Genomic DNA, 22,401 nt, shown 5'->3' with positions numbered 1-22,401 from the left:
TATCCTGCACTGGAGAGTGTCGCCTGGGAGGTACTCCATGAACACGACATACGATATCCGAAACACGATCGGGAGCACCAAAAAACCGATCTATGTCTCATCGCTCGATTCGGTACCCGGTATCGATCCGGAAGAGCGCACCCGCCTCGCGGAGGTGACCGACCTCTTTGCGTTCCGTGCGAACGACTACTACCTCTCGCTGATCGACTGGGACGATCCGGCCGACCCTATTCGTCGGCTGATCGTGCCGACCGTCGAGGAGCTTGAGCCCTGGGGGCATCTCGACCCGTCGTCGGAGCACCGGTATACCCGGGCTCCGGGGCTGCAGCATAAATACCGTGAAACCGCTCTCATGCTGGTCAGCGACCTCTGCGGCGGTCTCTGTCGCTACTGTTTCCGCAAGCGCCTCTTCATCGAGGAGGCGCGCGAGGTGAATAAGGACATCTCCGCGGGGCTTGCCTACATCCGGGATCATCCGGAGATTACGAACGTCCTGCTCACCGGGGGCGATCCCCTGATCCTCGAGACCGACCGGCTGCTCGATATCGTCCGGCAGGTCCGCGAGATCGATCATGTCGGGATCATCCGGATCGGGACGAAGATGCCTGCATACAATCCGTTCCGGATCATCAACGATCCGGCGCTGCTCGACATGATCCGGGACTACAGTATGGACGAGAAGCGTATCTATATCATGGCACAGTTCAACCACCCGAGGGAACTGACCGATGCCGCATGCCGGGCGGTCGCTCTCCTGCAGGAGGCCGGAGCGGTCGTCATGAATCAGACGCCCCTGATCCGCGGCATCAACGACGACCCGGAGGTGCTTGCCGCGCTCTTCGATAAACTCTCGTTCATCGGCGCGAACCCTTACTACGTCTTCCAGTGCCGCCCGGCAATCGGCAACAAGACGTTCGCGGTGCCGGTGGAGGAGTCCTACCGGATATTCGAGCAGGCCCGCACGATCTGCTCGGGGCTTGCGAAGCGGGCCCGGTTCGTGATATCCCATGCGACGGGGAAGATCGAGGTTCTCGGGAAGACGGACAGGTACACCTACTTCAAGTACAACCAGGCGGCAAACCCGGAGGATCTCGGGCGGTTCATGGTCTATAAGAGCAACCCGGAGGCCTACTGGTTCGACGACTACACGGAACTGGTGGATGAAGGAAGGGTGAGGGAGCCACAGGATCTGGCGTAGGTAGAGTTCTGGGGCGACCCTGTCCTTCCCCGCTACCGCCTGCCCGGCATCCCTTCTCTTTACGGCGGATCCTGCAATCTCTCCTGCTGCTATCTGCACCTCTTCCCGTCCCCGGCGTCACCATCAAACCTTTTCACTTCCGCCATCCCATAAATACTACAACTATGTCGCAAGAGTCGGGAGTATCCCCCGGCGGGCCGTTCCTCTCTCCGGGATGCGTCCTCTGCCACCAGGGAGCAAAGATGGTCCTTTTCGTGACCGGTCGGTGTCGCCGCACCTGCTGGTACTGCCCGCTCTCGCGTGAGCGAAAAGGTCGGGACGTGGTGTTTGCAAACGAACGGCAGGTTTCGTCGCCTTCCGAAGCCATCGAGGTTGCGGAGAGCATGAGCGCTCTCGGGACCGGCGTCACCGGCGGCGAACCGCTGCTCGAGATCGAGCGGGTGGTGGACTACTGCCGGGCTCTCAAGGAGCACTTCGGCCCGGATCACCAGATCCACCTCTACACCGGCCTTGCGCCGGACGAAACCATGCTCCGGCGCCTGCAGGGGCTGGTTGACGAGCTCCGGCTGCACCCGCCTCATGAGGTCTGGCCGCAGATCCTCGAGACCGACTTCGCCGGATCAGCCGTCCTCGCCCGGCGGATGGGGTTTCTGATCGGCATCGAGGTGCCGTCGCTCCCGGGAATCGAGGACCTTGCCGCCGCCCTCCCGCTCCTCGACTTCCTCAACATCAACGAGCTGGAGTGGGGCGAGACCTGCGCCGCTGCCATGCGCGAACGTGGGTTCGAGCTCGATGACGGGCTGCACAATGCGGTGAAGGGTGCCCGCCAGTGGGCGGAGAAACTCGTCGGCGACCCGAAAGTCCACTTCTGCTCATCGGTCTTCAAGGACTCGGTCCAGTTACGGGAACGGTTAAAGCGGATCGCTGCCAATACTGCGCGTCCGTTCGAGGAGGTGACGGATGACGGAACCGTCGTATACGGGGTCCTCGAGCCGGAGGGTGCCGTCGACGGATTCCTGGAGGGTTTTGATGAAGATGAGTATGCAGTCTGTGAGGGGCGGATCGAGATGGCGTGGTGGGTGCTTGCCGAGCACGGTGCCGGGCTGCCGGGCAGGAAGTACGTTGTCGAGCGTTACCCGAACGGCGGCATGGTGGTCGAGGTGACACCGCTCTGATGCTGCGATCGGGGATTGAGCCTCTCTACGAGCGTTACCTGAAGTGGCAGGTGAAACACGTTCCCCGGCACGTTGCGGTGATCCAGGATGGAAACCGCCGGTATGCCCGGGAGCAGGGGCTCGATACGGCGGTCGGCCACCGGCTCGGGGCGGACGCGACGGAGCAGGTTCTCGATTGGGCGTGCGAGCTCGGCGTGCAGCACGTCACGCTCTACACCTTCTCCACCGAGAATTTCCGCAGGGACAGCGCCGAGCTTGAGTCGCTCTTTCGCCTCTTCCGGGAGAAGTTCGCCGCGATCCTCAAAGACGAGCGGGTGCATAGAAACCACATCCGGGTGCAGATGATCGGCGATCGATCCCTCCTCCCTGCCGACCTCCTCGCGACCATCGATGCGGCGGAGGAGGCGACCCGGGACTACAGCGATTACTTCATCAACATCGCGCTCGCCTACGGCGGCCGAAACGAGATCGTGCACGCCGCCCGGTCGATCCTCGGCGAGGTCAGGCAGGGTGTCATCGACCCGGCGGCCATCGACCCGGAGGCCGTTGAGGCCCACCTCAACCGGGGGGCGCCCATACCCCCCGTCGACCTGATCATCCGTACCGGCAACGATTACCGGACCTCGAACTTCCTTCCCTGGCTTGCGAACGGTCACGAGTCGGCCGTCTACTTCTGCGCCCCCTTCTGGCCGGCGTTCAGGAAGATCGATCTGTTGCGGGCGATGCGGGTCTACGACCAGCGCATGCGCCTGAAAGAGCGCGTGGCCCGGGGTTCGTGAGGGTTACCGTCCGAACCGCCGGGCTCTCGACTGGAAGTCCCTGAGCGCCCGGAGGAAATCCACTTTCCTGAGCAGCGCCCAGTTGACGTCGAGGAAGAAGAGCTCGGAGTAGACCGATTGCCAGATGAGGAAGTCGGTCAGGTGGTCGCCGCCGGTCTTGATGACGAGATCGGGCTCGTAGTTGAAGGTGAGGTACGATTCCAGCAGGTCTTCGTCGACCGATGCCGGATCCACACCGTCTTCGGCCATCCTTCGCACGCAGCCGGCGATCTCCTCCCGGCCGCTTTTGCCTATCGCCACCGTCACGTCCATGCCTTCGCCGCTGACCTCCTTTTCGTCGCGGTAGTGCAGGGTCAGGCGCGCGATCGAGGATACCTCGCGAATCCGCGGGAGGCACCGCTCCAGCCGGGCGGGGTCGCCGGTGCTGATGTGGAACATGGCGCTTTCGATCCCGAGGTCGCGGCACCACTGGGCGGCAAGGTAGAGGTTGCCGGGAGCATCGAGCATATCCTGCTCGGTGATCATGAAGCAGATGTGCTCCGGAAGCATCCTGAGATCGCGGAGGAGGATCTTCTCGTAGAACCGGTAGATCATGACGTCCACTCCAGCAGTGCGGATAGAGGGAGGGTGTTCAGGACGTCGTCCGGAGCGCACCAGCCCCGGCGCGCCAGTAGAATTCCGTAGCGCATGTTTGCAAATTCGCCGATTCTATGGGCATCCGTTCCTGCAGCCAGTTTCACTCCTTCCTTCTTGGCATGCCAGATATAAATATCCTCAAGGTCGAGCCTGTGGGGCGATGCGTTGATCTCGAGGGCCGTCCCCGTATCCGCCGCGTGCGCTATAACGCGCTCCAGGTCGACGGCATACGCCGGTCTGCGGCCGAGCAGGCGGCCGGTGGGATGGCCGATGATATCGACGTGCTCGTTCTCCATCGCGGTGAGGATGCGCCGGGTCATGACGTCCAGGTCCTGGGAAAACCCCGAGTGGACCGAGGCGATCACCAGGTCGAGGTCGGCGAGGATCCTGTTCCCGTACCCGAGAGTGCCGTCGCTTTTGATGTCCACCTCGCTCCCGGCAAGGAGCCGGCAGTCGTGCCGCTGGTTGACACGCTCGATCTCGGCCCGCTGCTTTGCAAGGGCCTCAGGCCGCACCCTTGAAGAGTGGTCGGTGATCACGATGTACTCGTAGCCCCTTGCATCCCCCGCCTCCGCCACATCATCGAGCGACTGGCGGCCATCGCTCCATGTGGTGTGGGCATGGAGATCGCCCCTGATGTCGGATAGATCGACGAGACCGGGGAGGGCGTGCCGGAGGGCGAGTTCGATCTCGCCCCTGTTCTCGCGCAGTTCCGGCGGAATCGTCTCCATATCGAGGAACGAAAAGACTTCCTCCTCGCTTGCGAACTCATGCAGCCGCCCGCCCGCAGAGTCCGTGAGGCCGTCGGGCGTGAGCCGGTAGCCGCGCGCGGCCGCCACCTGCCCAAGCCTTTCCAGGAACCCGGCCGAGCCGGTGGCGCAGAGGAGCGCCGTGCCGTACCGGTCTTCCCCGGCGAACCGGACGTTCACTCCGGCGTCGGTGGGTATGCGGTCTGCGGCTTCGCTTCCATCCCCGGCAACGACGATCTCAAGCCTCCCCACGGTGCTCGACCCCCGCCGGTAACTCCCCGCAACCGTATACCGGCCGTCCGGCAGGACGGCCGCCACGTGCGCGAGCACGGCTTCCGCCTGCGGGCGGGTCATCCGGTTCGACCTCTGCCGGAACTGCTCGATGCCTCTCTTGATCGCCTCCTCCGTCTTTGCTCCGAACCCGGAGAGCGCCCTGAGCCGGTGCCCCTTCACCGCCTGCTCCAGGTCGTCCAGGGTCCGGATGCCGAGCCTCTTGTAGAGGACGTGCAGCGTCCTGGGCCCCACCCCGGCAACGCCGAGCAGCTCGACGACCGATCCGGGTATGGCTGCCTCGAGGTCTTCTAATTCCCCGAACGTTCCGGTGGCGGCGATTTCTCTGATCTGTCCGGCAATCCGGTCTCCTACCCCCGGGATGCGGGTGAGTTCCTCCTCGTCGAGCCCGGCGACCGGGAAGGAGAGGTGGTCGATCTGCCGTGCCGCCCGTTCGTAAGCGGCGATCCGGTATCGATCCTCCCCTGCGATCCCGAGCAGGCGGGCCATGAACGCGAGCCGTTCGGCAACATCCCTGTTCGTGACCTGCCTCTCCGGGGATCCCATGATCACCGATCTCCCCCGAAACCATATAGGCGTTGACACCCGGCGGGTGCAGGCTCCGGCAAACACGCACGGACAGTATATTCTCTACCCGGCATCTTCCGGAAAGAGCTCCTTCCCCTTTTTTGTGTATTCGATGACGCCCAGTTGTTTGAGGAAATCCAGTTCCTCATCGACCTCCCATCCCTCTGCAAGTTTGCCGCCGGCTATGCGCCAGATGAAGACCATCGTCATCGTCACCTTCCTGCCGGTAGGAGGCATTGAAACTCCGGAAAGATTCCATTCACCGGTATGCGTCCCCGTAGCGGTAACACGAACCCACACCCTATCCCCTTCGGCGATGATATCCTCGATACGTTCGTGCCAATCGGGAAAGGCAGTGAAAGCCAGCGTAAAGAGCTGTTTGAAGCTGTCTCTGCCCTGCTGTTGATGAGTGTGGTCAACGTAGTCCGGCACTACCAGTTCGTCGAACAGATCCAGGTTTCGGCCGTTATAGGCTTCGATAAAACTGCGAACAATTGCTTTATTCCCTTCCAGCGACATGGAGCATCACTCCTCCCTGAACCCGTTCCCGGCACTTAACGGTTGCTCTCGTCGTGCGACCGTTTGTTTTCAGAACAGTATCCCTGTCGGTTTGCTCAGGATTCCGGATTGGGCGGCTTTTAACCCGTTGGTCTTTCGGCCGGCAGAGAGCTCGATCACTGCCACGACGTGGCATGGCTCTCCCCGTATCGCACCCGATCCCGATAGCGCGACCCAAATCCATAAACTTGTAGAAGTAAAAGAGATTGTAGCATGCTTCCTTCCACGTTTGAGGATTATCTCGAAGCGATCCTCACGATCACGGAAAACAGCGGGCAGTCGGCGACGCTGGACGAAATAGCGGCAGTCCTCGATACCGGGAAGGAGACCGCCGGGACGACCGTCGCCTCTCTGGTCGAGGAAGGATACCTGGAGCGGGCGGGCGGCGACGCCGTCCGGTTGACCGGGAAGGGATCGGCGGTGGCATCAAAGGTGGCGCGGAAACACCGTGTTCTCCAGTGTTTTTTGACGGAGATGCTCGGCGTCGACGAGGACGCCGCGAACAAAGAGGCCTGTACCCTCGAGCACGGCATCTCCGACGAGACCATCGAGCGGCTCTCCTCCTACATGGACGGCGCCCAGTCTCCGCCGGGGCGCATGGGGCGCTGCCGGGGGCGGGACTGCACGCTGCTCGACTGCAAGGAAGGCGATACCGTCCGGGTGGCGATGATGCGCGGCCAGCGGCGGCACAGGCGGCTGCTCGATCTCGGCATCTTCCCCGGCGAGATCGTGCAGATCCGGCGCAAACTCCCGAATAAGTCCGTCGTCGTCAGGGTGAAAGGCTGCGATATCGCCATCAGCCCCGAGATCGCGAGATCCATCGTCGTGGAGTCGTGTCCATGAGGTTCGCGCTGATCGGCAACCCCAGCGTGGGCAAATCCCTGATCTTCAACCAGCTCACCGGCCTCGGGGTGGAGGTGAGCAACTACCCCGGAACCACCGTCGAGCTGCAACGGGGCAACACCTGTTTCCAGCGCGAGATCTTCGAACTCGTGGACCTGCCCGGCGTCTACTCTCTGGAGGGGAACTCTGACGAGGAAGGCCTGGTCCGCCGGTTCCTGGAGCAGCAGGACGTCGATGCGGTCATCGTGGTGGTGAACGTCACCCGCCTTGAACGCAACCTCTACCTTCTCCTCCAGGTGGCGGAATACGGTCTCCCGATGGTCGTCGTGCTGAACATGGCCGACGAAGCCGCAAAACGGGGGCTTGAGATCGATCCCGGCCCGATCCAGGATCTTCTCGGCGTCGAGGTGATCCTGACGGCGGCGTCGCAGGGGAAGAACATCGACCGGATCATCCCGGCGGCCCTTGCCGCCTCGAGCCCGTCGATGGTCGAGATCCCGTACGACCACCACATCGAGGCGGCCGTCCGGAGCCTCGGGAAGATGTTCGATGCCGACCGGAAGGAGAGCGTCCGCGCGCTTCTCGGGTTCGGCGACAACCCGGAACAGCTCGAAGCGGCGCGGACGATCTCCGACGAGATCGAGTCCCGGCACCGGATGACGGTCGCCCAGATCATCGCGGCCAACCGGCACAACTTCGCGCACAAGATCGCCGACCTCACCATAAAAGAGGAGACGGAACTCCCCCAGACCGATCCGGACAGCATCCTGACGCGGCTCATTCCCGGGATGCCGATCCTCATCGGTATCCTCGTCGGGATGCTCCTCTTCGTCTTCGTCGCGGGATCGTTCCTCGAGGAGATGATCGTGGAGTTCTTCGAAGTCTACGCGATGCAGCCGTTCGTCGCGCTCGGGCTGCCCCCGCTCGCCGAAGAACTGGGGGTATCCGTCCTGCTCGCACTCCAGGCGGGTCTCGGGATAGCGTTCCCGTACGTCTTCCTCTTCTACATCATCATCTCCGTCCTCGAGGACTCCGGGTACATGACCCGGGCGGCATTCCTCGCCGACAACGCGATGCACCGGGTCGGGATGCACGGCGGTGCGGTCATCCCCCTCACCCTGGCGTTCGGGTGCAACGTGCCGGCCATTATGAGCATCCGGCTCCTGCGCTCCCGGCGTGAGCGGATCATCGCCTCGTTCCTGGTCACGATGGTTCCCTGCTCGGCCCGGACGGTCATCATCGCCGGGATCGTTGCCAGTTTCGTCGGCATCGCGGCAGCGTTCAGCGTGTACGCCATCGTATTTGTCCTGATCCTCGCGACGGGGCTCGTCCTCTCCCGGGTGGCGCCCGGCGAGCGGTTCGGGATGATCATGGAGATGGTGCCGCTGCGCTGGCCGGACCCGAAGCTGGTGATGAAGAAGGCCTGGTCGCGCCTCTCCGAGTTCCTCTTCATCGCGATGCCCCTGCTCCTCGTAGGAAGCGTCGTCCTCGGGCTGCTCGAATTCTTCGGCGTCATGGCGTTCGTCCAGGGGCTTGTGGAGCCGTACACCATGGCTCTCCTCGGCCTTCCCGGCTACTCGGCGACGGCGCTCATCTTCGGGATCCTCCGAAAAGAGATGGCGTTCGAGACCCTTGCCATCCTCGCGGGCACCGCCGACCTCGGATCGGTGCTCTCGTCGCTGCAACTCTACATATTCGCGGTCGTGACTGTCCTCTTCGTCCCCTGCCTTGCGACGATAACGGTTCTCCTGCGCGAGGTCGGGTCACGGATCACGCTCGCGATCACGGTCTACACGGTCACCCTCGGGCTCCTGGTCGGGGCTCTTCTCTTCTATCTTCTGGGATAGGCCCCCGCCCGGGAGGGGGCGGCGCCTCTCCCTTCCATCCGTTACCTCTACGAGGGTGGAGCACCGATAGTTGAGAGATGACGATGCGACTTCTGCAGGTGTATCGCGGCTGCACCGTGCCCCCCGTCTCCGGAGTGGGTACCCCATGCTGACGTTCGTTGGCCTCGGTCTCTACGATCTCGGGGACATATCGGTTAAAGGCCTCGAATACGTCGGAAACGCCGACGCCGTCTTTTTAGAGGCGTACACATCCCGGCTGATGGGAACGGACGTCGCCGCGATGGAAGCGTTCTTTGGAAAGGAGATCCGGGTGCTCGGCCGGGAGGACGTCGAGCAGAACCCCCGCGAGATCCTCGATTGCGCCGCTGCCGGCCGGGTGGCGTTCCTGACCGGGGGAGACCCCATGGTCTCGACGACGCATGCCGACCTGCGGATGCGGGCGGCCGCCGCCGGGATCGAGACCTCAATCATCCACGCCTCGTCGATATCGAGCGCGGTCTCGGGCCTCTCGGGCCTGCAGAACTACCGGTTCGGGAAGTCCTGTTCGGTGCCGTTCCCCGCGAAAGGCTGGTTCCCGACGGCTCCCATCGAGACGATCGCGGCGAATCTTGCGCTCAACCTCCATACGCTCGTCTACCTGGATATCCAGAACGATCGCTACATGCGTGTCCCGGAGGCGATCGCCGTTCTCGAGGAGATGGCGGCGAAGCGCGGCATCGAACCCCCTGCGCTTTACGTGGGGATCGCCCGGGCGGGTTCGGAGCACCCGGTGGTTGCCGCCGGATCCGGCGCGAACCTCAAAGAGACGGATTTCGGCCCTCCGCTCCATATCCTCGCCGTGCCGGCGGACCTCCACCCGATGGAGCGCGAGTACCTGGAGACCTTCGCCGGCCTATGAACCTCGACGACTACGCCGCTCTCTATGGAGAGGCCCTTTCCCCGGTCAGGACCGCCGTCCCGGAAGGCACCCTCCTCTGCCGGGCGGCCGGGGAGGTGCTCGAGATGGCTATCGCCTACCACAGCGACGGGCTCGCGTTTCTCCGGGGGGGCGACCGGGTGAATGCCCTCGCTGCGTTTGCCTACGGGTTCGGCTGGCTTGACGCAGGCTCGCGCCTCGGGCTGCTCGCGCCTTCCAGCGCTCACCCTCCGGACACGGTGGCCGCGTGCATACCGGAATCGCAGGCTGCCCGCCTCGAGGAGAAAACGCACCGCTACCGGCGGATGCTCGATGCGGCCCTCGGAGCGGTCGAAGCGGCGGCGGACGAGGCGAGCCCGCTTCACGCAGGAGCCGGGGAGTTCTATTCGACGGCACGCACCCGGTATGCGGAAGGCGTGGAATACCTCGATGCGGGCGACCTTGCCGCCGCCCTCGCCCGATTCAGTTACGGCTATGCCTGGCTCGATGCCGGCATCCGCGCGGGGCTGTTTCGGATAACCGGGGAACGGGGTCTCTTCACCGTCTAGGATCCGGTTATCCCGCTTTCCTGGCCTGTATCCCTCGGATTCCCGCTTCTATCGATTTTTCGATAAAACCATCGTTAAATAGTAGCCGCACGATATTTTATTAATCCAAATTCGGGTGTTTCCCCCTGGTGTTGCCCGGGAGTGTAGAGGATGAAGAGGTCTCAGTGGAAGTGGCTGCTCGTCTCGTTCAGTTTTAGCGCTCTTGTCATGGCGGGCGTTCTTTACTTCACCGTCGACGAGTCGACGATCGAGTACCTCAGCCGGATAAACCCGCTCTATCTGGTTCTTGCCGTCCTCTTTCACATCCTCTCGCTCGGGTTCTGGGCGCTCCGCATCCAGAAGATGTCGGCGTCGCTCGGCTACCGGGTACACCTGCAGCACTGCCTGAACCTGGTACTGGCGAACATGCTCGTTGCGGCGGTAACCCCGTCCCAGGCGGGCGGGGAGCCGGTCAGAGTCCACGAACTCTACCGGGCGGGCGTTCCGGTCGGAGACGCCACCGCCGTCGTCATCATGGAGCGGATCCTGGATGGGATCGTTCTCGGGGCACTCGGGGCCTTCGCCATGCTCTTCCTCGGCAGTTACTGGAGCAGCCTCGCCTCGGGGTTCAGCGGGTTGAGCGCCATGATGTACGCCGCCTGGATCTTCGTCACCTTCTTCGTGCTGGTCTTCGTCTACTCCGTCAAGAACCCGGACTACCTCAAGCGGGCGCTCAAAGGGATCTCGCGGTGGGTCGACCGCCGCTGGCACTTAAAGCGGCTCGAGAACCTGCTGGAGACGATCGACCGCGAGGTGGACAACTTCAACCGGGGGCTCGTCAAGTTCGTGAACCACGGCAAGAGCGGCCTCGTGTGGGGGATGCTCTTCACCCTGCTCTTCTGGATCTCGGAGTTCGTCATCGCGTCGCTGCTTCTCATAGGTCTCGGGCAGCCCGCGTATCTCATCGAGTCGTTCGTCGTCCAGCTCGTCATCGCCATCATCATGATGATCCCGCTCACCCCCGGCGGCTCGGGCGTTGCGGAGATCGGCGCCACGTCGCTCTACAGCCTCTTCGTCCCGTCGGCGATCGTGGGCGTCTTCGTCCTCCTCTGGCGGTTGATCTTCTACTACCTGAACATCCTCCTCGGTCTCCTTTCGAGTCTCGTCATTGTCCGGCGCGAGTTTCTCGCCCGCGCCAAAAAACAGCGGTGATTGACCCCAAGGTTTAAAAATCAGAAGACTGATGTCAGGTGATCACATGACGGCGCAAAGTTGCAGGGTGCAGGGTGTGTTCATGTCGGTGAGCGAGATGGGAGCGGCACCGACTGTTGTCCTGGATGCCGGGGGCGACAGCACAATACCCATCTATGTCGGACTCTGGGAAGCGATCTCGATCAGCAACGCGCTCAACAGCGAGATGCTTCCCCGTCCCATCACCCACGATCTCATCGTCGAGGTGTTTCGGAACTTTGAGATCGCACTCGATTCCCTGCACATCGATTCCCTGGAGGAGGGAGTTTTCTACGCCAAACTCCTTCTCCGGCAGGGATCGCGCACCGAGATAATGGACTGCCGGCCGAGCGACGGGATAGCCATCGCTCTGCGCTACCGTGCGCCGATCATGATCGAGGATACGGTCGTGGAGACGGCGGCGGTAAAGAAGGATGATCTCCCGAGGATGGTCGACCTGAAGGAGTATCTCTGATTACTTCCGGCGTGCTGCGAGTTCGTCGAGCACGTCCCCGACATCGGTGCCCGATGCCCGGAGCGCCACCAGAAGGTGGAAGAGGAGATCGGCGGCTTCGGAGACCGTCCTCTCCGGCACCTGGTTCTTTGCGGCGAGGATGAACTCGACCGCTTCTTCGCCGACCTTTTCGAGGGATTTGTCGATTCCTTTCCGGTGGGTCAGGACGGAACTGACGTAGCTTTCAGCAGACGGGTGCTCCGCGCGGTCCTGGATAACCTGCCAGACTTCTTCGAGGATGTTCCAATCATTCATGGGCGTCACCTCCTGCGAGCACTTCGCCGAGTTCGGTCTCGAAGTACCGGGCAAGCAGGAGCCGTGCCTTCTCGATGGTGCACCCGCCTTTTCCTATGGCGATGCCGAGGTCGTTTTGGCTGATATACACCGAGAGTTTCCTGTCATCTCCTTTCGCGACGCCGACGACGCTGGCAGGCTTGAAGACGTTCTTCGTGAACTGCTCGATCTGGGGGGAATATTCGACCATCTCGATACGTTTTCCGAGAACCCTCTGCATCTTCCGGATATTACTTCCCTTCCGACCGATGGCGAGACCCATGTCTCCTTCTTTTATGAGGTATACTATGCGGTCGAAGCGCTCGTCGATGATACAGTCCAGCGCGGTCGCCCGGGTAAGAATTCTCAACTCTTCGATATATCTTCGTTCTTTAAAGCATATGGTTCGTATCATTGAAGCGGTCCCCAATGGGAATGATGCGGTATGATATAGTCGCTCGCGGGATATATACCTGAGTACCCCGGGCGTTGGGGAGAGGGGCCTGGTGGAGAGGAGTGCCGCCCGGTTTTTCACCCGGACGGTGCCTCTTGTGGTGCTGTGAGGGTCCGGGGCCGGGAGATAGATATCCGGCTGGATTGGGGTTAGTAGAGACAGGGGAGGGGGCAAGCCCCCTCCCCGTCGGCCCCACCCCCGGTGGCGATGCCCCCACGGTCCACTGCATGGGAAGATGCTGGAGACGGATGGAGTCCCGGGAGAAAAACCGTGCACGGCTTCCCATCGGCTATCGTCATGCACTGCCCCCGCCCCCTCGGGGCGGGGTGCGACGGGCCATGGGGCCGGAGCATGAGCACCGAAGGTGCGGGGAACGGCTGCTGGAACGGCAGGAGTTTGAGCACCGTTAGGTGCGGGTGAGGAGGCCGAAGGCCGGGCTGGGTGGGGGCTACAGGGAGAAAGCGATAGGTTCTGCCGACAGGGAAAGCGAGCCGGATCCATCCTCCGAACCCCGTATCCTCCGGACGGCGGCCCGCACCCGTAGGCGCGAAAAATCCCACTAGCACTTCTGCAGGATGATCTTTATTGCGGCACCTTCCCCCGGCTTGCCGGGAACCCGGTCGGCCGCCCAGACGCGTCCGCCGTACCGGTTCACGAGGGTCTTGACGATGTGAAGACCTAGCCCCCTGCTCCCGGAAGCGGTTTTGCTCCCCTCACTGCTGAAACGGTCGAAAATGTTCGGCTTTAAGTGATCCGGTATGCCGATGCCGGTATCGGCTACGGAGAGCATCACGGTATCTGCGGTCTCCATGACGGATATGTCGATCCTGACCTTCATGCCGCCGAACTTGATGCAGTTGCTGATCAGGTTGGATATGATATGCTCGAGAAGGGGGTTCGCCCAGACCATGCAGGTTCCTCCTTCATACCCGATATCGATACCCGCGTACCGCTGCATCTGGTCGCGGATGGCGGCGGAGAGGTCGGCCGGTTCCAGGCGGATGCGGTGTTTGTTGAGCGTGGTCAGGAGTTCGACGTTCTTGATGACGTTGATCCCCTGCTCGATCGTGATCTTGACCCTCTGGGCGAGTTCCGCCTCCTCGCCGGAGAGGCGGTCGCGGAGCATCTCGATGATCGTTGCCGCAACCATGCTGGTGTTGTAGATGTCGGTGCCGAGCAGGTCGAGGTAGAGGCTGGAGAGCCGGCTGGCCTGTTCGCCGGCGATCTCCCGGGTGATCTCCCGGCTTACCCCGGTCGCGGCCACGGTCTCCCCGGAAGCGTTGTGCAGGGGGTGGATGGCGACCTGGAACGACCGCACTTCCCCGCGCCACGGAAACGATCGGGTCTCCGATACGGCCTCCCCTGTCTCGATAGCCCGGTGCGCTGCCCTGGCCAGGTAATCGGCCTCCTCCGGTGGGAACAGGGCGTGAGGTGTCCTGCCCACGACGTCTTCGGGGTTCACGCCCTGGTTCCAGCCGCCGGTCCAGAAGAACTGGGTGAAGATGCCGTCCCTGTTGAGCGTGAAGATCATGTCGGGCAGAGTGCTTGCCAGGATCCGCACCTGTTCTTCCGGTGCGCCGCGGGACTCGTCGACCGCCTTATCCTGTGGCCCCTCGCGGATGGTCTCGACCGCACCGATCTGCCGACCGCCGGTGTCGTAGAGGGGAGCGGCCATACAGACGACCACTCTCCCGGGTCGTGCGGGGATCTGCGACTCGGCAAGCAACTCTTCGCCTTCGTGATGCAGCAGGCAGTAGTGGCCGCTCCCGGCTTCGCCGTGAGTCAGGATGCAGTTTGGCCAGTGTAGGGCACACCTCGCCGAATAACGCTTTTCCATGAGCGTAATCCCCTTTTCCAACGATCTCTTCTGCCGGAACGCCGGTGTACCGCTCCATGCTGTCGTTCCAGACGATCACCCGCCCTTCGCAGTCGAGGACAAGCGCCGGCTGCTGGAGATGGTCGAAAATACTCACGGGTATCTGGCTGCGATTCATTGATTCTCTGACTCTTTTCTGTTCTGTCTTCAAACGCATCACCCGGGAACGGTTCTCATCCCGCAATGCCGCGAGGAGGTCTTCTTACCCGGATTTCCGGGTGAGTCCTCCGTGCCGGCCGATATGGCGCCCTCTGATTATTATTGTTTGGAGCAAACGCGCAGGAAAAGTGTCTGGAGCAGCCGGTTAAAAGAGTGTCCATTTATCCTCTGTGATATATACTGTCGAAAAGATTTATTATATATACTTTCTCAGTTTGTTCCCTTTTAAATCAGACTGGTTCCCCGCAACCACTCTATTTCGTTTGAGTATCTGCATAAATACCCGTATTGATTCGTCTTCCGGGATTGGGTGGCGTGACGCGACCCCGGCGGATCGCGTCTATCGCGTAGGTTAATATTTGAGTATTTGCAGATCATAGTTGATGTTCGGACGTTACAGGGGCACTTTTCGCCGCGAATGCGGTGATATTCTGGTGGAAGCCGAGAGTGTCGACGGTCTCCTGACCTACCGGCGCAGGTGCGAAGGCCAGACGTTCGAGCGGATTCTGGTCTCGAAGACGGGCGAGGTGGTCATCAATCCGGTCGAGCCGGTCAACCTCCCCAGGGAGATCACGGACTTCCTGCTGGTGGAGTTCTCACCGATGATGATCGAGCCCGGCGCCTCCCGGACGGTCTACCTGAAGTTTCCTGTTGAGATCGGTGTTTTCGTGGAGTCTGCGCGGGATATCGAGGTGCTGGACGTCTTTGCTTCCGGCACCCAGAAGTACACGCTCTACGGCTCGCCGACAAGCGGGATCATCGCCCGGTACTACGAGAGCGCGGTCTACCCGGAGATCCCTCAGGTCGATCCCTTCCGCGAGGGGGTGATGGAACTCTCCCTCCACAATTCCTGCCGCGAGTGGGTGGAGGTGTCCCGGGTTGTCTTTGAGAGTACCGATATGAAGATCTACTATGGTGACTTCGTGGCGGCCACCGCCACGATGAAAGTTCTCACCAAGACTATGGCGGAGACGGACTTCGTCGACGCACCGCTCCGGCCCGGGATGGTGAAGTCCGTCGAGCTCTACACGGCCCGCAAGATCCCGGCTATCGACCGCGGATACCTGATGGAGTGGGGTTTCTGATGGCGTTCAACGTGACGGAGGTTCTGGAGATACCCATCGGCGTCGGCGATATCACCGTCGAGAGCCTCCTGTATTTCGCCGTTATCCTCACGGTCGGCGTCATAATCGCGAGAATCGTCGCGATAAACGTCCGCAGGATCCTCGCCGAGCGGCTGCCCGTGAACGAGCGCGAACTGCTCGCGAAACTGGTCTACTACGGTATCATCGTCTGGGCGTTCGTCGTCGCTCTCCCGCAGCTCGAATTCGACCTCTCCGGCCTCCTGGTGGCCGGGGGTGTCGCCGGTATCGTCATTGGTTTTGCGAGCCAGAGTGTCGTTTCCAACCTGATCTCCGGTCTCTTCCTGATGTTCGAGCACCCGATCAGGATCGGCGACAACATCAATGTCGCCGATGTCGCCGGCAGTGTCGAGGATATCCGTGTCCTCTCGACCGTCATCAAGACCTACGACGGGATCTACATCCGGATCCCGAACGAGAAGGTCTTCACCTCGAACATCACGAACTACGTCCACAACGCGGCCCGGCGGTTCACATACGAGATCCGTATCCGGCATCAGGACGACGCGAACGAGGCGATCCGGATCGCAAAGGAGGTCATCGAGACCCACCCCTTCGCGCTGAAGAACCCGGCGCCGTCGGTCTTCGTCGATAACCTGGGAGACTACAGCGTGAACCTGACCGCCTACATCTGGGCGCCGGCCCGGAACTGGTGGGAGGTCCGGACGGATCTCCTCTGGAAGATCAAGGTTGCGCTCGAAGAGAACGGCATCGAGGTGCCCTTCCCGCAGCGCACCGTCTGGTTTGCGGACGGGCTCGAGGTGAAGGGCGGATCCGGAGAAAAGAACGAATAACTTTTTTAACCTTGTTGGAGGCCTCTCCCGGCCGCGCTCCGGTTCTCGCACCTTCGCACCTCCAGTGCTCGAACCCCGTTCCTGCAGAGCGTCGTTCCTGTCGGAACGTCGTTCTTCGGTGCACAAGCTCCTGCCGGGACGCCAGTCGCACTCACGAACCGTTGCGATTCTCGCCTGCGGTGCGCACGCGTGACTTTAAATTGCGTCCCAGACGTGGATTCCGAGGGGATATCGCCCCAGGGGAGGGGCTGACGGGGAGTGCGATGTTCCGATAGGAACGGAGCATGAGCACCAATAGGTGCGAGGGGGTCTCCCCCTCCCCTGTCTCGCGCGAAGAACCGCATATCTCAGGCCCCACCCCGCCCGCGCTTCGCGCTCCTCCCCCTTCCTGCGGGCGGGGGCAGTCATGGCGATAAGCGATGGTTCGGAGAACCTGAGCTAGAGCACCGAAGAACGACGTTCCTTCAGGATGCGACGGTTCGTCAGAATCGGAGCTGGAGAAACCCGGAAGGGTTTCGGGAACGGAGTTTAAGCACCGGAGGTGCGAAGGTGCGAACCCGGTGGAAAGCCGTACCCCGGAGTGCGGCCATCTGGAACAACCAGTGGGGTTCCAACGCCCCCTTTTTTTCAGAACCGGTGCACCTTCCCCACACCCCCCGGCTGGAACGAGCCCGGGTAGCACTCTTTGAGTTCCGCTATCTTATCGGTGCAGTGCGACGCCGAGAGGTACGCCACCCCCGCGAGTGCTTCGATGTCCTCGCCGGAGACACTATGGAACCCGCCGATGACGCCCAGGACTGGCCCGACCTCCGAGACCCTCGCGACGATCCGGGCGATGTGGGGGTGCGCGCACCCGGTGACGACCAGGTAGCCGTTCGGCACGGCGATCGCGAGCGACTGCTCCCGGATATCGGTCCCGAGCGGCCCGGTCACGGCGATGCCGTCCGCGATCTCCGTCCACTCGGCCACTATCCGCGGTTCGGTGTGCTCCCGGATCAGCGAAAGCGTCTTTTCGGAGAACGCGTCGTGGACATAGACCTCGATCGACGGGTTCGCGGCAAGAACCGCTTCGAGGCCGCCGATATGGTCCCAGTGGTCGTGGGAGAGCACGAGGCGCCGGATGCCTGCGGGATCGATGCCGAGCGCCTGCATGTTCGAGAGCAGCACGTCTCCTTTCGCGCCGGTGTCAAAGAGCAGTCCCGCCTCCTCTATCTGGCAGGAGAACCCCCAGTCCGTCGTGAGCCCTTCCCGGCAGGGGATGTTGTTGTAGACTTCGGTTATCGTGAACATAGATAGACCCGGTCTCTCCTCGCAAACGATTATGCTTCCCGATGGGGCAGGCCGTGAGATGGGGGAATGGCCCGGAGATCGGAGCCCGGGCCTACAGACGAAAAGAGGTGGTTGAGGTGCGGTCAGGAGATGATGTAGGAGATGGAGACGGTGGCGGTCACGTCGATCTCGCCGACTTCGAGCGGTGTCGAGGCCGCTCCGCTCGCCGCCTTCTCCATGCTGTCGTAGCGGGTATCGTAAACCAGGGGGATGTAGTTGTTCCCGACGTTGACCTCTTTGACGTCGACGATGGTCTTGCCGATGGCCGCGGCGACGGCATCGGCGTCGCCCCGCGCCTGTGCTACCGCGGCGGTCAGGGCCTGCGAGCGGAACTCCTGCTGCTTTGCGTCGCTCAAGGTGAACGAGAACCGGTTGACCTTGTTTGCGCCGTTCTCTACCGCGAGGTCGACAATCTCGCCGGCGCGGTCGACGTCGTTTAACGTGACCTCGAGGCTGTTGATGACCCGGTAGTACTTGACCCTGGCGGTTGTCAGGCCCCTGCTGTCGGTCTCGGTTATCGGGATGATGTTGTAGCCGGCGGTCCTGATGTCCTTCTCCGGAACGCCGCCCCTCTTCAGCGCGTTGACCACGGCGTCCATTCTTTCCGCATTCTGCTGCTGTGCTGTCTTGACGTCGGTGTTCTCGGTCTCGACCGCGAAGACGACGACGGCCTCATCAGGCGTGGTCGTCACCTTGCCCGTGCCGGACACGTGGATCAGCTTGTCCCTGGATTCCTCCGGCAACTGTGCGGTGACGTTGCCGATCACCGCGGCGCAGAGGACCATGAGAGCGATCCCCAGAAGTGCTGCTTTTCCTCGCATAGTATCAATCATCTCTTGATTCGGTCAAAATAAATATCTTGCTTTAACTACGAGATTTTTCGTAGTTTAAAACGGACGAATCGGGAAATCCGTCGTTTTGCTCTGAAATTTCTGCGCCGCTCACTCATCTGCGGCATCGGTTCGCCATCCGGCCGCCGCCACCAGGCGGGCGATCAGGACGGCGATGTAGAGTGTCCCGCTCACGGTCTCGAGCAGGGCGAGCGATCTGGCCTGATCGGTGACCGGCGTGATGTCGCCGTAACCGAGCGTCGCAAGGGTGACGAAACTGAAGTAGATGAACGCAGGAAAGGTGAAACCCGCTCCCGACTCTGCCGAGAACGATCCGGGGGCGATACCCTCGACAAGGTTGTAGGCCGTCGCCCAGGTGAGGCCCATGAGGAGGTAGACGGAGACTGCGCCGTAGATAGTGTCGGTGGTGATCCGGCGTGTCCCGAGCACCCTTGACAGGCCGACAAGCGCGGTGAAGGCGTAGAAGAGGAGCGTGAATATGCTCTCGGCGCTTCCGAGTGCCGGGTTCCCGGTGATGACGTGGAGCCAGCCGAGGCCGAAGGCGGGGACCGCGAAGAGGGCAGCGATCGCGACCTGCCGCCGCCGGTTGCTCACGGCGTAGACGCCGGTGATCAGGATGAAGGACGTGAGCACCTTCAGGGCGGCCGCCCCGCTCGGCCCTGCACTCACGTAGGGGTAGACGGCGAGCAGGAGGACGAGCGACGCGAGCAGGTAGTGGAACTGCATCGCCCTGGCGCGGGCAAGATACCGGGCGAGAAGGCTCTTCACGCTCTCCCCTCTTCCGCGTCGCCTAACACGGCCTCGATCGCCTCGAGCACTTCTCCGGCGGACCGGTAGCGGTCGGCAGGGTCTTTTGCAAGGCACCGGAGGATGATCGGGTCGAGTGCTGCAAGCGTGGGGTCTATCTCTGAGGGAGGGGGGGGCTGCTCGCGGATGACCGCTTCGGCCAGCCCGGCGAGACTCTCGCGGGCAAAGGGAGCCTTCCCCGTCACCAGTTCGTAGAAGACGGCGCCGAGCTGGTAGATGTCCGTCCGTGCATCGGGCCTGCCGAACCGTTCCGGCGCGACCTGCTCCGGGGCCGCGTAGGCGAGGGTGAATCCGGCGACACCGGTATCCCCGCTCGCCGCCACCGTCGTGCTCATCCCCCAGTCGGTGATCTTCGGTGTCAGGTCGTCGTCGAGAAGGATGTTCCTCGGCTTGATGTCCCGGTGAATCACGCCCATTCCGTGGGCGTAGGCGAGCCCGGCGGCGATGCCCGCGGCGATGCGGGCGGCGGTCTCCACCGGGAGGGGTTTTTCAAGGTCATCCAGCGTCCGGGGGAGGTACTCCATCTCGACGAACGGTACCGGGAGGATATTGACCGAGTGAACCGTCACGATGTTCGGGTGAGCCAGGTCTTCCCAGAACCGCATCTCCTTCATGAAGGTCTTCCCCGTCGCCTCGTCGTAGGCGGTCGGGATCTTCACCGCTACGGTTCGACGGTCATCGCGCCTGACCGCCGAAAAGACCTGCCCGAGCCCTCCTCTCCCGACAAAGGCAATCCGGTCGTAGCGCTCCGCAAGCTCGGGCGGGAACCCTGCCGGCCGGGAGAGCACTGTCTGGTATGCATCGGCAAGGATGGTCGCGGCGGGCTCCGCCTCCTTTCTGGGCGGTCCCGTCAGGTACCGGGCGCCGAAAACGACGGCCCCTGCGAGGAGGACGAGAACCAGGATGGCCCCGGCCCAGGGGAACGGGTCGGCGTCGGCCGCGTTGTTCTCTTCGGGCACAGCCCCGGCGGTCGGGGTTGCCGTTGCACCCGGCGTCGCCACCGTCGGGGTATTTTCGGGCGTGGCGGTCTCTTCCGGCGTAGCCTTGCCCTTGTTCTGACCTGGGCCGGCATCCTTATCCTCGTCCGGGTTCTTTCCGGCGGATTCGATGCCCTGAGGGGAGGCGTTTGCGTGCTCGGGCGGCCCTCCGGCGCCCGAGACGGCAGGAGCGGCGGCTGCGAGAAGGAGCGCGGCGACGAGGAGCAGGACGGCAGCCCGCCCGGCCCGGTCAGGCGGCATCCGGCACCGGCACCCCCCCGGGAACGACGAAGACGAGGGTTGCCCCCGGTGCGCCTTTCGCGAGTTCGATGAGGTCCCCGTCGTGAAGTTCCCGCCGCGTGCCCGCCTCAAGCGGCGTGCCGTTCACGAAGGTGCCGCCCGTGCTGCCGCAGTCCTCGATGAGCCAGGCGCCGTCCCCGCGGCGGCGGGTGAGCCGGGCGTGCGGCTTCGAGACGCGGGTGACCGCCGCGTACGCCTCGCCGAGGACGATTGCCTGCGCGCCCCGCTCGGGAGCTCCCGGGTCCGCCCGGCCTACGGCGATGCTGTCCTCGCCGAGCGCAAAGACCCTGCCGTCATCCGCACCCCCGAGGATGATGACGACCGGGGGCTGCCCGGAGAACTCTCCCGAGAACGTCTCCCGGACGCCGGCGAGTTTTTTCGCGAGCACGGAGTCCGTGAGGGTCAGTTTCAGGTTCGAGAAGAGCCCGAGGCTCCTCGTGATCGCTTCGAGTCCGCCGGGTACGAGCGAGTATTTCCAGACCGGGTGGACTCCCTTTGCGGTCGGACGCGAGAGACCGGCCTCTTTGCGGACGACCCCGATGCTCATCAGTTTGTCGAGGTGCTTTTTCGTGTTCTCGTAACTTGTCTCGATCGCGGCCGATATCTGCCGAACGTCTTTCGGGTTTCGTTCGATGACTTTCAGGATCTTCAAACGCGTGCTGCTGCTCAGCACGTCCAGGTATTCGGAGAGTTCCTGCAGGTCGTCGTTGTCGATATCGAGGATAAGCGTCCTTGAGTCTTCGTCGGTCATAGGCTTTCGTGCGGGATTCCGTTGCTGTATGTTTTAACGAGGTCTCTGATGAAGGTTGTGCCCCTCAACGGGCGGCGCACCGTGCCGGCACATCCGCAACGACACCGCCCGATGGGCGACCGTACCCCGGATCATGTTTTATACGAGGGGGGCGATCGAGGGCGGCATGCTTGGAGATATCGAGACTCTGCAACGGCAGGCCGTGATGGTGGAGATCGAGGAGATCATCCAGTCGACGCCCGATTATGCCGATGTCAGGGAGGCGCTCCGTTCGCGCAACTTCATACCGGAGCAGGACGATGCCGACGTCGCGATATGGGTGCAGCCCGATCTCAGGATCTTCGTCCTCCTGCAGATGAATCTCGGGGGCGGGTACGCGGGCTACCGGGTGGCCGCATACGACGACCTGGGAGGCCGCGAAGTGCGACTGCCAGAATGACAGGAGCTTGAGCACCGTTAGGTGCGAGGGGAGTCTGCCGGCTTCAACGCCCGGTAAAGGGCTTCTCTCTTCGGGATCCGCCGGCAGGCTCACTCTTCGATCGCCTCCGCCGGGTCAGATTTATCCGGGCGTACGCGGTATGGTTGGCGTATGCCGGAACAGGTACCCATCGACCGCGATGCGCAGGAGGCCATGAAGGCCCGGATCAGGGAGAAACTCGCCGCGAAGCCCACCTACGACGAGGTTCGGGAAGCCCTCGGGGCTCTCGGGTTCCAGGCAAAGGAGGACAGACCCGCCCTTGCTCTCTGGGAGAACGGTGAGCACGAACTCTTTGTGCTGGTTCACATGGACCCGAAGACCGGAAGGCTCCGGGACCACGTGGTGAGCACCTTCGAGGAGGCGGAAGGGTTCGAGTAGTC

At 62.6% G+C, this 22,401-nt stretch carries 24 protein-coding genes and 1 pseudogene; 13 read left to right on the top strand and 12 right to left on the bottom strand.

The window, feature by feature from the left end:
* The first annotated feature begins 37 nt into the window (after nt 1-37).
* The 3 genes from EI28_RS06530 (at nt 38) to uppS (ending at nt 3,152) form a co-directional block, all read left to right on the top strand.
* Entirely contained in the window at nt 38-1,198 is a 1,161-nt protein-coding gene (locus EI28_RS06530; RefSeq protein WP_048113659.1) for a KamA family radical SAM protein, read from the top strand.
* 164 nt (nt 1,199-1,362) lie between these two features.
* Nucleotides 1,363-2,373 carry a radical SAM protein gene (locus EI28_RS06525; RefSeq protein ID WP_048113657.1) on the top strand — a complete coding sequence of 337 codons (1,011 nt, stop codon included), beginning with the start codon at nt 1,363-1,365 and terminating at the stop codon, nt 2,371-2,373.
* The gene (gene uppS, locus EI28_RS06520; protein ID WP_048113655.1) at nt 2,373-3,152 is read left to right on the top strand and encodes a polyprenyl diphosphate synthase; all 780 of its coding nucleotides are present in this window, start codon (nt 2,373-2,375) and stop codon (nt 3,150-3,152) included. Before EI28_RS06525 ends, uppS begins: the two co-directional genes overlap by 1 nt.
* A 3-nt stretch (nt 3,153-3,155) precedes the next feature.
* Here uppS and EI28_RS06515 read toward each other — a convergent pair whose 3' ends face one another.
* From EI28_RS06515 to EI28_RS06505, 3 genes are all read right to left on the bottom strand, one after another.
* Complete coding sequence (locus tag EI28_RS06515; protein ID WP_048113712.1) at nt 3,156-3,746, bottom strand: undecaprenyl diphosphate synthase family protein; 591 nt, start codon at nt 3,744-3,746, stop codon at nt 3,156-3,158.
* A complete protein-coding gene (locus EI28_RS06510) occupies nt 3,743-5,374 on the bottom strand; it encodes a helix-hairpin-helix domain-containing protein (RefSeq protein WP_048113710.1) in 1,632 nt (543 codons plus the stop codon). Before EI28_RS06510 ends, EI28_RS06515 begins: the two co-directional genes overlap by 4 nt.
* Before the next feature lie 84 nt (nt 5,375-5,458).
* Nucleotides 5,459-5,914 (bottom strand): ester cyclase, encoded by a 456-nt coding sequence (locus EI28_RS06505; RefSeq protein WP_048113654.1) that lies wholly within the window; start codon nt 5,912-5,914, stop codon nt 5,459-5,461.
* Between the two features lie 252 nt (nt 5,915-6,166).
* On the opposite strand from EI28_RS06505, the gene EI28_RS06500 reads away from it, so the two are divergent.
* The 6 genes from EI28_RS06500 (at nt 6,167) to EI28_RS06475 (ending at nt 11,791) form a co-directional block, all read left to right on the top strand.
* Nucleotides 6,167-6,796 carry a metal-dependent transcriptional regulator gene (locus tag EI28_RS06500; RefSeq protein WP_048113653.1) on the top strand — a complete coding sequence of 210 codons (630 nt, stop codon included), beginning with the start codon at nt 6,167-6,169 and terminating at the stop codon, nt 6,794-6,796.
* Nucleotides 6,793-8,643 (top strand): ferrous iron transport protein B, encoded by a 1,851-nt coding sequence (feoB, locus tag EI28_RS06495; RefSeq protein ID WP_048113652.1) that lies wholly within the window; start codon nt 6,793-6,795, stop codon nt 8,641-8,643. Before EI28_RS06500 ends, feoB begins: the two co-directional genes overlap by 4 nt.
* A gap of 145 nt (nt 8,644-8,788) precedes the next feature.
* Nucleotides 8,789-9,541, top strand: coding sequence for a diphthine synthase (gene dph5 / locus EI28_RS06490; RefSeq protein ID WP_048113650.1), 753 nt, complete (start codon nt 8,789-8,791; stop codon nt 9,539-9,541).
* Entirely contained in the window at nt 9,538-10,107 is a 570-nt protein-coding gene (locus EI28_RS13145) for a DUF357 domain-containing protein (RefSeq protein WP_052379688.1), read from the top strand. Before dph5 ends, EI28_RS13145 begins: the two co-directional genes overlap by 4 nt.
* Nucleotides 10,108-10,257: 150 nt before the next feature.
* Nucleotides 10,258-11,298 (top strand): flippase-like domain-containing protein, encoded by a 1,041-nt coding sequence (locus EI28_RS06480; protein WP_048113648.1) that lies wholly within the window; start codon nt 10,258-10,260, stop codon nt 11,296-11,298.
* 46 nt (nt 11,299-11,344) lie between these two features.
* Entirely contained in the window at nt 11,345-11,791 is a 447-nt protein-coding gene (locus EI28_RS06475) for a bifunctional nuclease family protein (RefSeq protein WP_048113646.1), read from the top strand.
* Here the strand turns inward: EI28_RS06475 and hisE are convergent, their stop codons facing one another.
* From hisE to EI28_RS14780, 4 genes and pseudogenes are all read right to left on the bottom strand, one after another.
* Complete coding sequence (hisE, locus tag EI28_RS06470; protein WP_048113645.1) at nt 11,792-12,085, bottom strand: phosphoribosyl-ATP diphosphatase; 294 nt, start codon at nt 12,083-12,085, stop codon at nt 11,792-11,794.
* Complete coding sequence (locus EI28_RS06465) at nt 12,078-12,518, bottom strand: NusA-like transcription termination signal-binding factor (protein ID WP_048113644.1); 441 nt, start codon at nt 12,516-12,518, stop codon at nt 12,078-12,080. The genes hisE and EI28_RS06465 overlap by 8 nt, the downstream gene beginning before the upstream one ends.
* Nucleotides 12,519-13,116: 598 nt before the next feature.
* Nucleotides 13,117-14,394, bottom strand: a complete 1,278-nt coding sequence (locus tag EI28_RS06460; RefSeq protein ID WP_231476626.1) for an ATP-binding protein — start codon at nt 14,392-14,394, stop codon at nt 13,117-13,119.
* 4 nt (nt 14,395-14,398) lie between these two features.
* Nucleotides 14,399-14,551 (bottom strand): annotated as a pseudogene (locus EI28_RS14780) (PAS domain-containing protein); the annotation flags it as partial.
* Nucleotides 14,552-15,026: 475 nt separating this feature from the next.
* Here EI28_RS14780 and EI28_RS06455 point away from each other — a divergent pair.
* Nucleotides 15,027-15,677, top strand: a complete 651-nt coding sequence (locus tag EI28_RS06455; protein WP_231476625.1) for a DUF432 domain-containing protein — start codon at nt 15,027-15,029, stop codon at nt 15,675-15,677.
* The gene (locus EI28_RS06450) at nt 15,677-16,528 is read left to right on the top strand and encodes a mechanosensitive ion channel family protein (protein ID WP_048113642.1); all 852 of its coding nucleotides are present in this window, start codon (nt 15,677-15,679) and stop codon (nt 16,526-16,528) included. Before EI28_RS06455 ends, EI28_RS06450 begins: the two co-directional genes overlap by 1 nt.
* A gap of 627 nt (nt 16,529-17,155) precedes the next feature.
* On the opposite strand, the gene EI28_RS06445 is transcribed toward EI28_RS06450, so the two are convergent.
* The 5 genes from EI28_RS06445 to EI28_RS06425 form a co-directional block, all read right to left on the bottom strand.
* The gene (locus tag EI28_RS06445) at nt 17,156-17,818 is read right to left on the bottom strand and encodes an MBL fold metallo-hydrolase (RefSeq protein WP_048113640.1); all 663 of its coding nucleotides are present in this window, start codon (nt 17,816-17,818) and stop codon (nt 17,156-17,158) included.
* Between the two features lie 122 nt (nt 17,819-17,940).
* Nucleotides 17,941-18,678 carry an SIMPL domain-containing protein gene (locus EI28_RS06440; protein WP_048113638.1) on the bottom strand — a complete coding sequence of 246 codons (738 nt, stop codon included), beginning with the start codon at nt 18,676-18,678 and terminating at the stop codon, nt 17,941-17,943.
* Nucleotides 18,679-18,798: 120 nt separating this feature from the next.
* A complete protein-coding gene (locus EI28_RS06435) occupies nt 18,799-19,476 on the bottom strand; it encodes a potassium channel family protein (RefSeq protein ID WP_231476624.1) in 678 nt (225 codons plus the stop codon).
* Nucleotides 19,473-20,753, bottom strand: coding sequence for a serine/threonine-protein kinase (locus tag EI28_RS06430; RefSeq protein ID WP_048113636.1), 1,281 nt, complete (start codon nt 20,751-20,753; stop codon nt 19,473-19,475). The genes EI28_RS06435 and EI28_RS06430 overlap by 4 nt, the downstream gene beginning before the upstream one ends.
* On the bottom strand, nt 20,743-21,543 hold the full coding sequence (locus tag EI28_RS06425; RefSeq protein WP_048113634.1) for an FHA domain-containing protein: 801 nt from the start codon (nt 21,541-21,543) through the stop codon (nt 20,743-20,745). The genes EI28_RS06430 and EI28_RS06425 overlap by 11 nt, the downstream gene beginning before the upstream one ends.
* Before the next feature lie 166 nt (nt 21,544-21,709).
* Between EI28_RS06425 and EI28_RS06420 the strand changes: the two genes are divergently transcribed.
* Together EI28_RS06420 and EI28_RS06415 are read left to right on the top strand one after the other, a co-directional pair.
* Nucleotides 21,710-21,982 (top strand): hypothetical protein, encoded by a 273-nt coding sequence (locus EI28_RS06420; RefSeq protein WP_231476623.1) that lies wholly within the window; start codon nt 21,710-21,712, stop codon nt 21,980-21,982.
* A 150-nt stretch (nt 21,983-22,132) separates the two neighbouring features.
* Nucleotides 22,133-22,399 carry a hypothetical protein gene (locus tag EI28_RS06415; protein WP_048113629.1) on the top strand — a complete coding sequence of 89 codons (267 nt, stop codon included), beginning with the start codon at nt 22,133-22,135 and terminating at the stop codon, nt 22,397-22,399.
* Nucleotides 22,400-22,401: the final 2 nt, after the last annotated feature.

It is taken from the genome of Methanoculleus sp. MH98A (genome assembly GCF_000691865.1).
In the GTDB taxonomy this organism is placed as follows: Archaea; Halobacteriota; Methanomicrobia; order Methanomicrobiales; family Methanoculleaceae; genus Methanoculleus.
The sequence above is the reverse complement of the archived record's forward strand: the minus strand, read 5'-3'. Positions and strand labels throughout refer to the sequence as shown.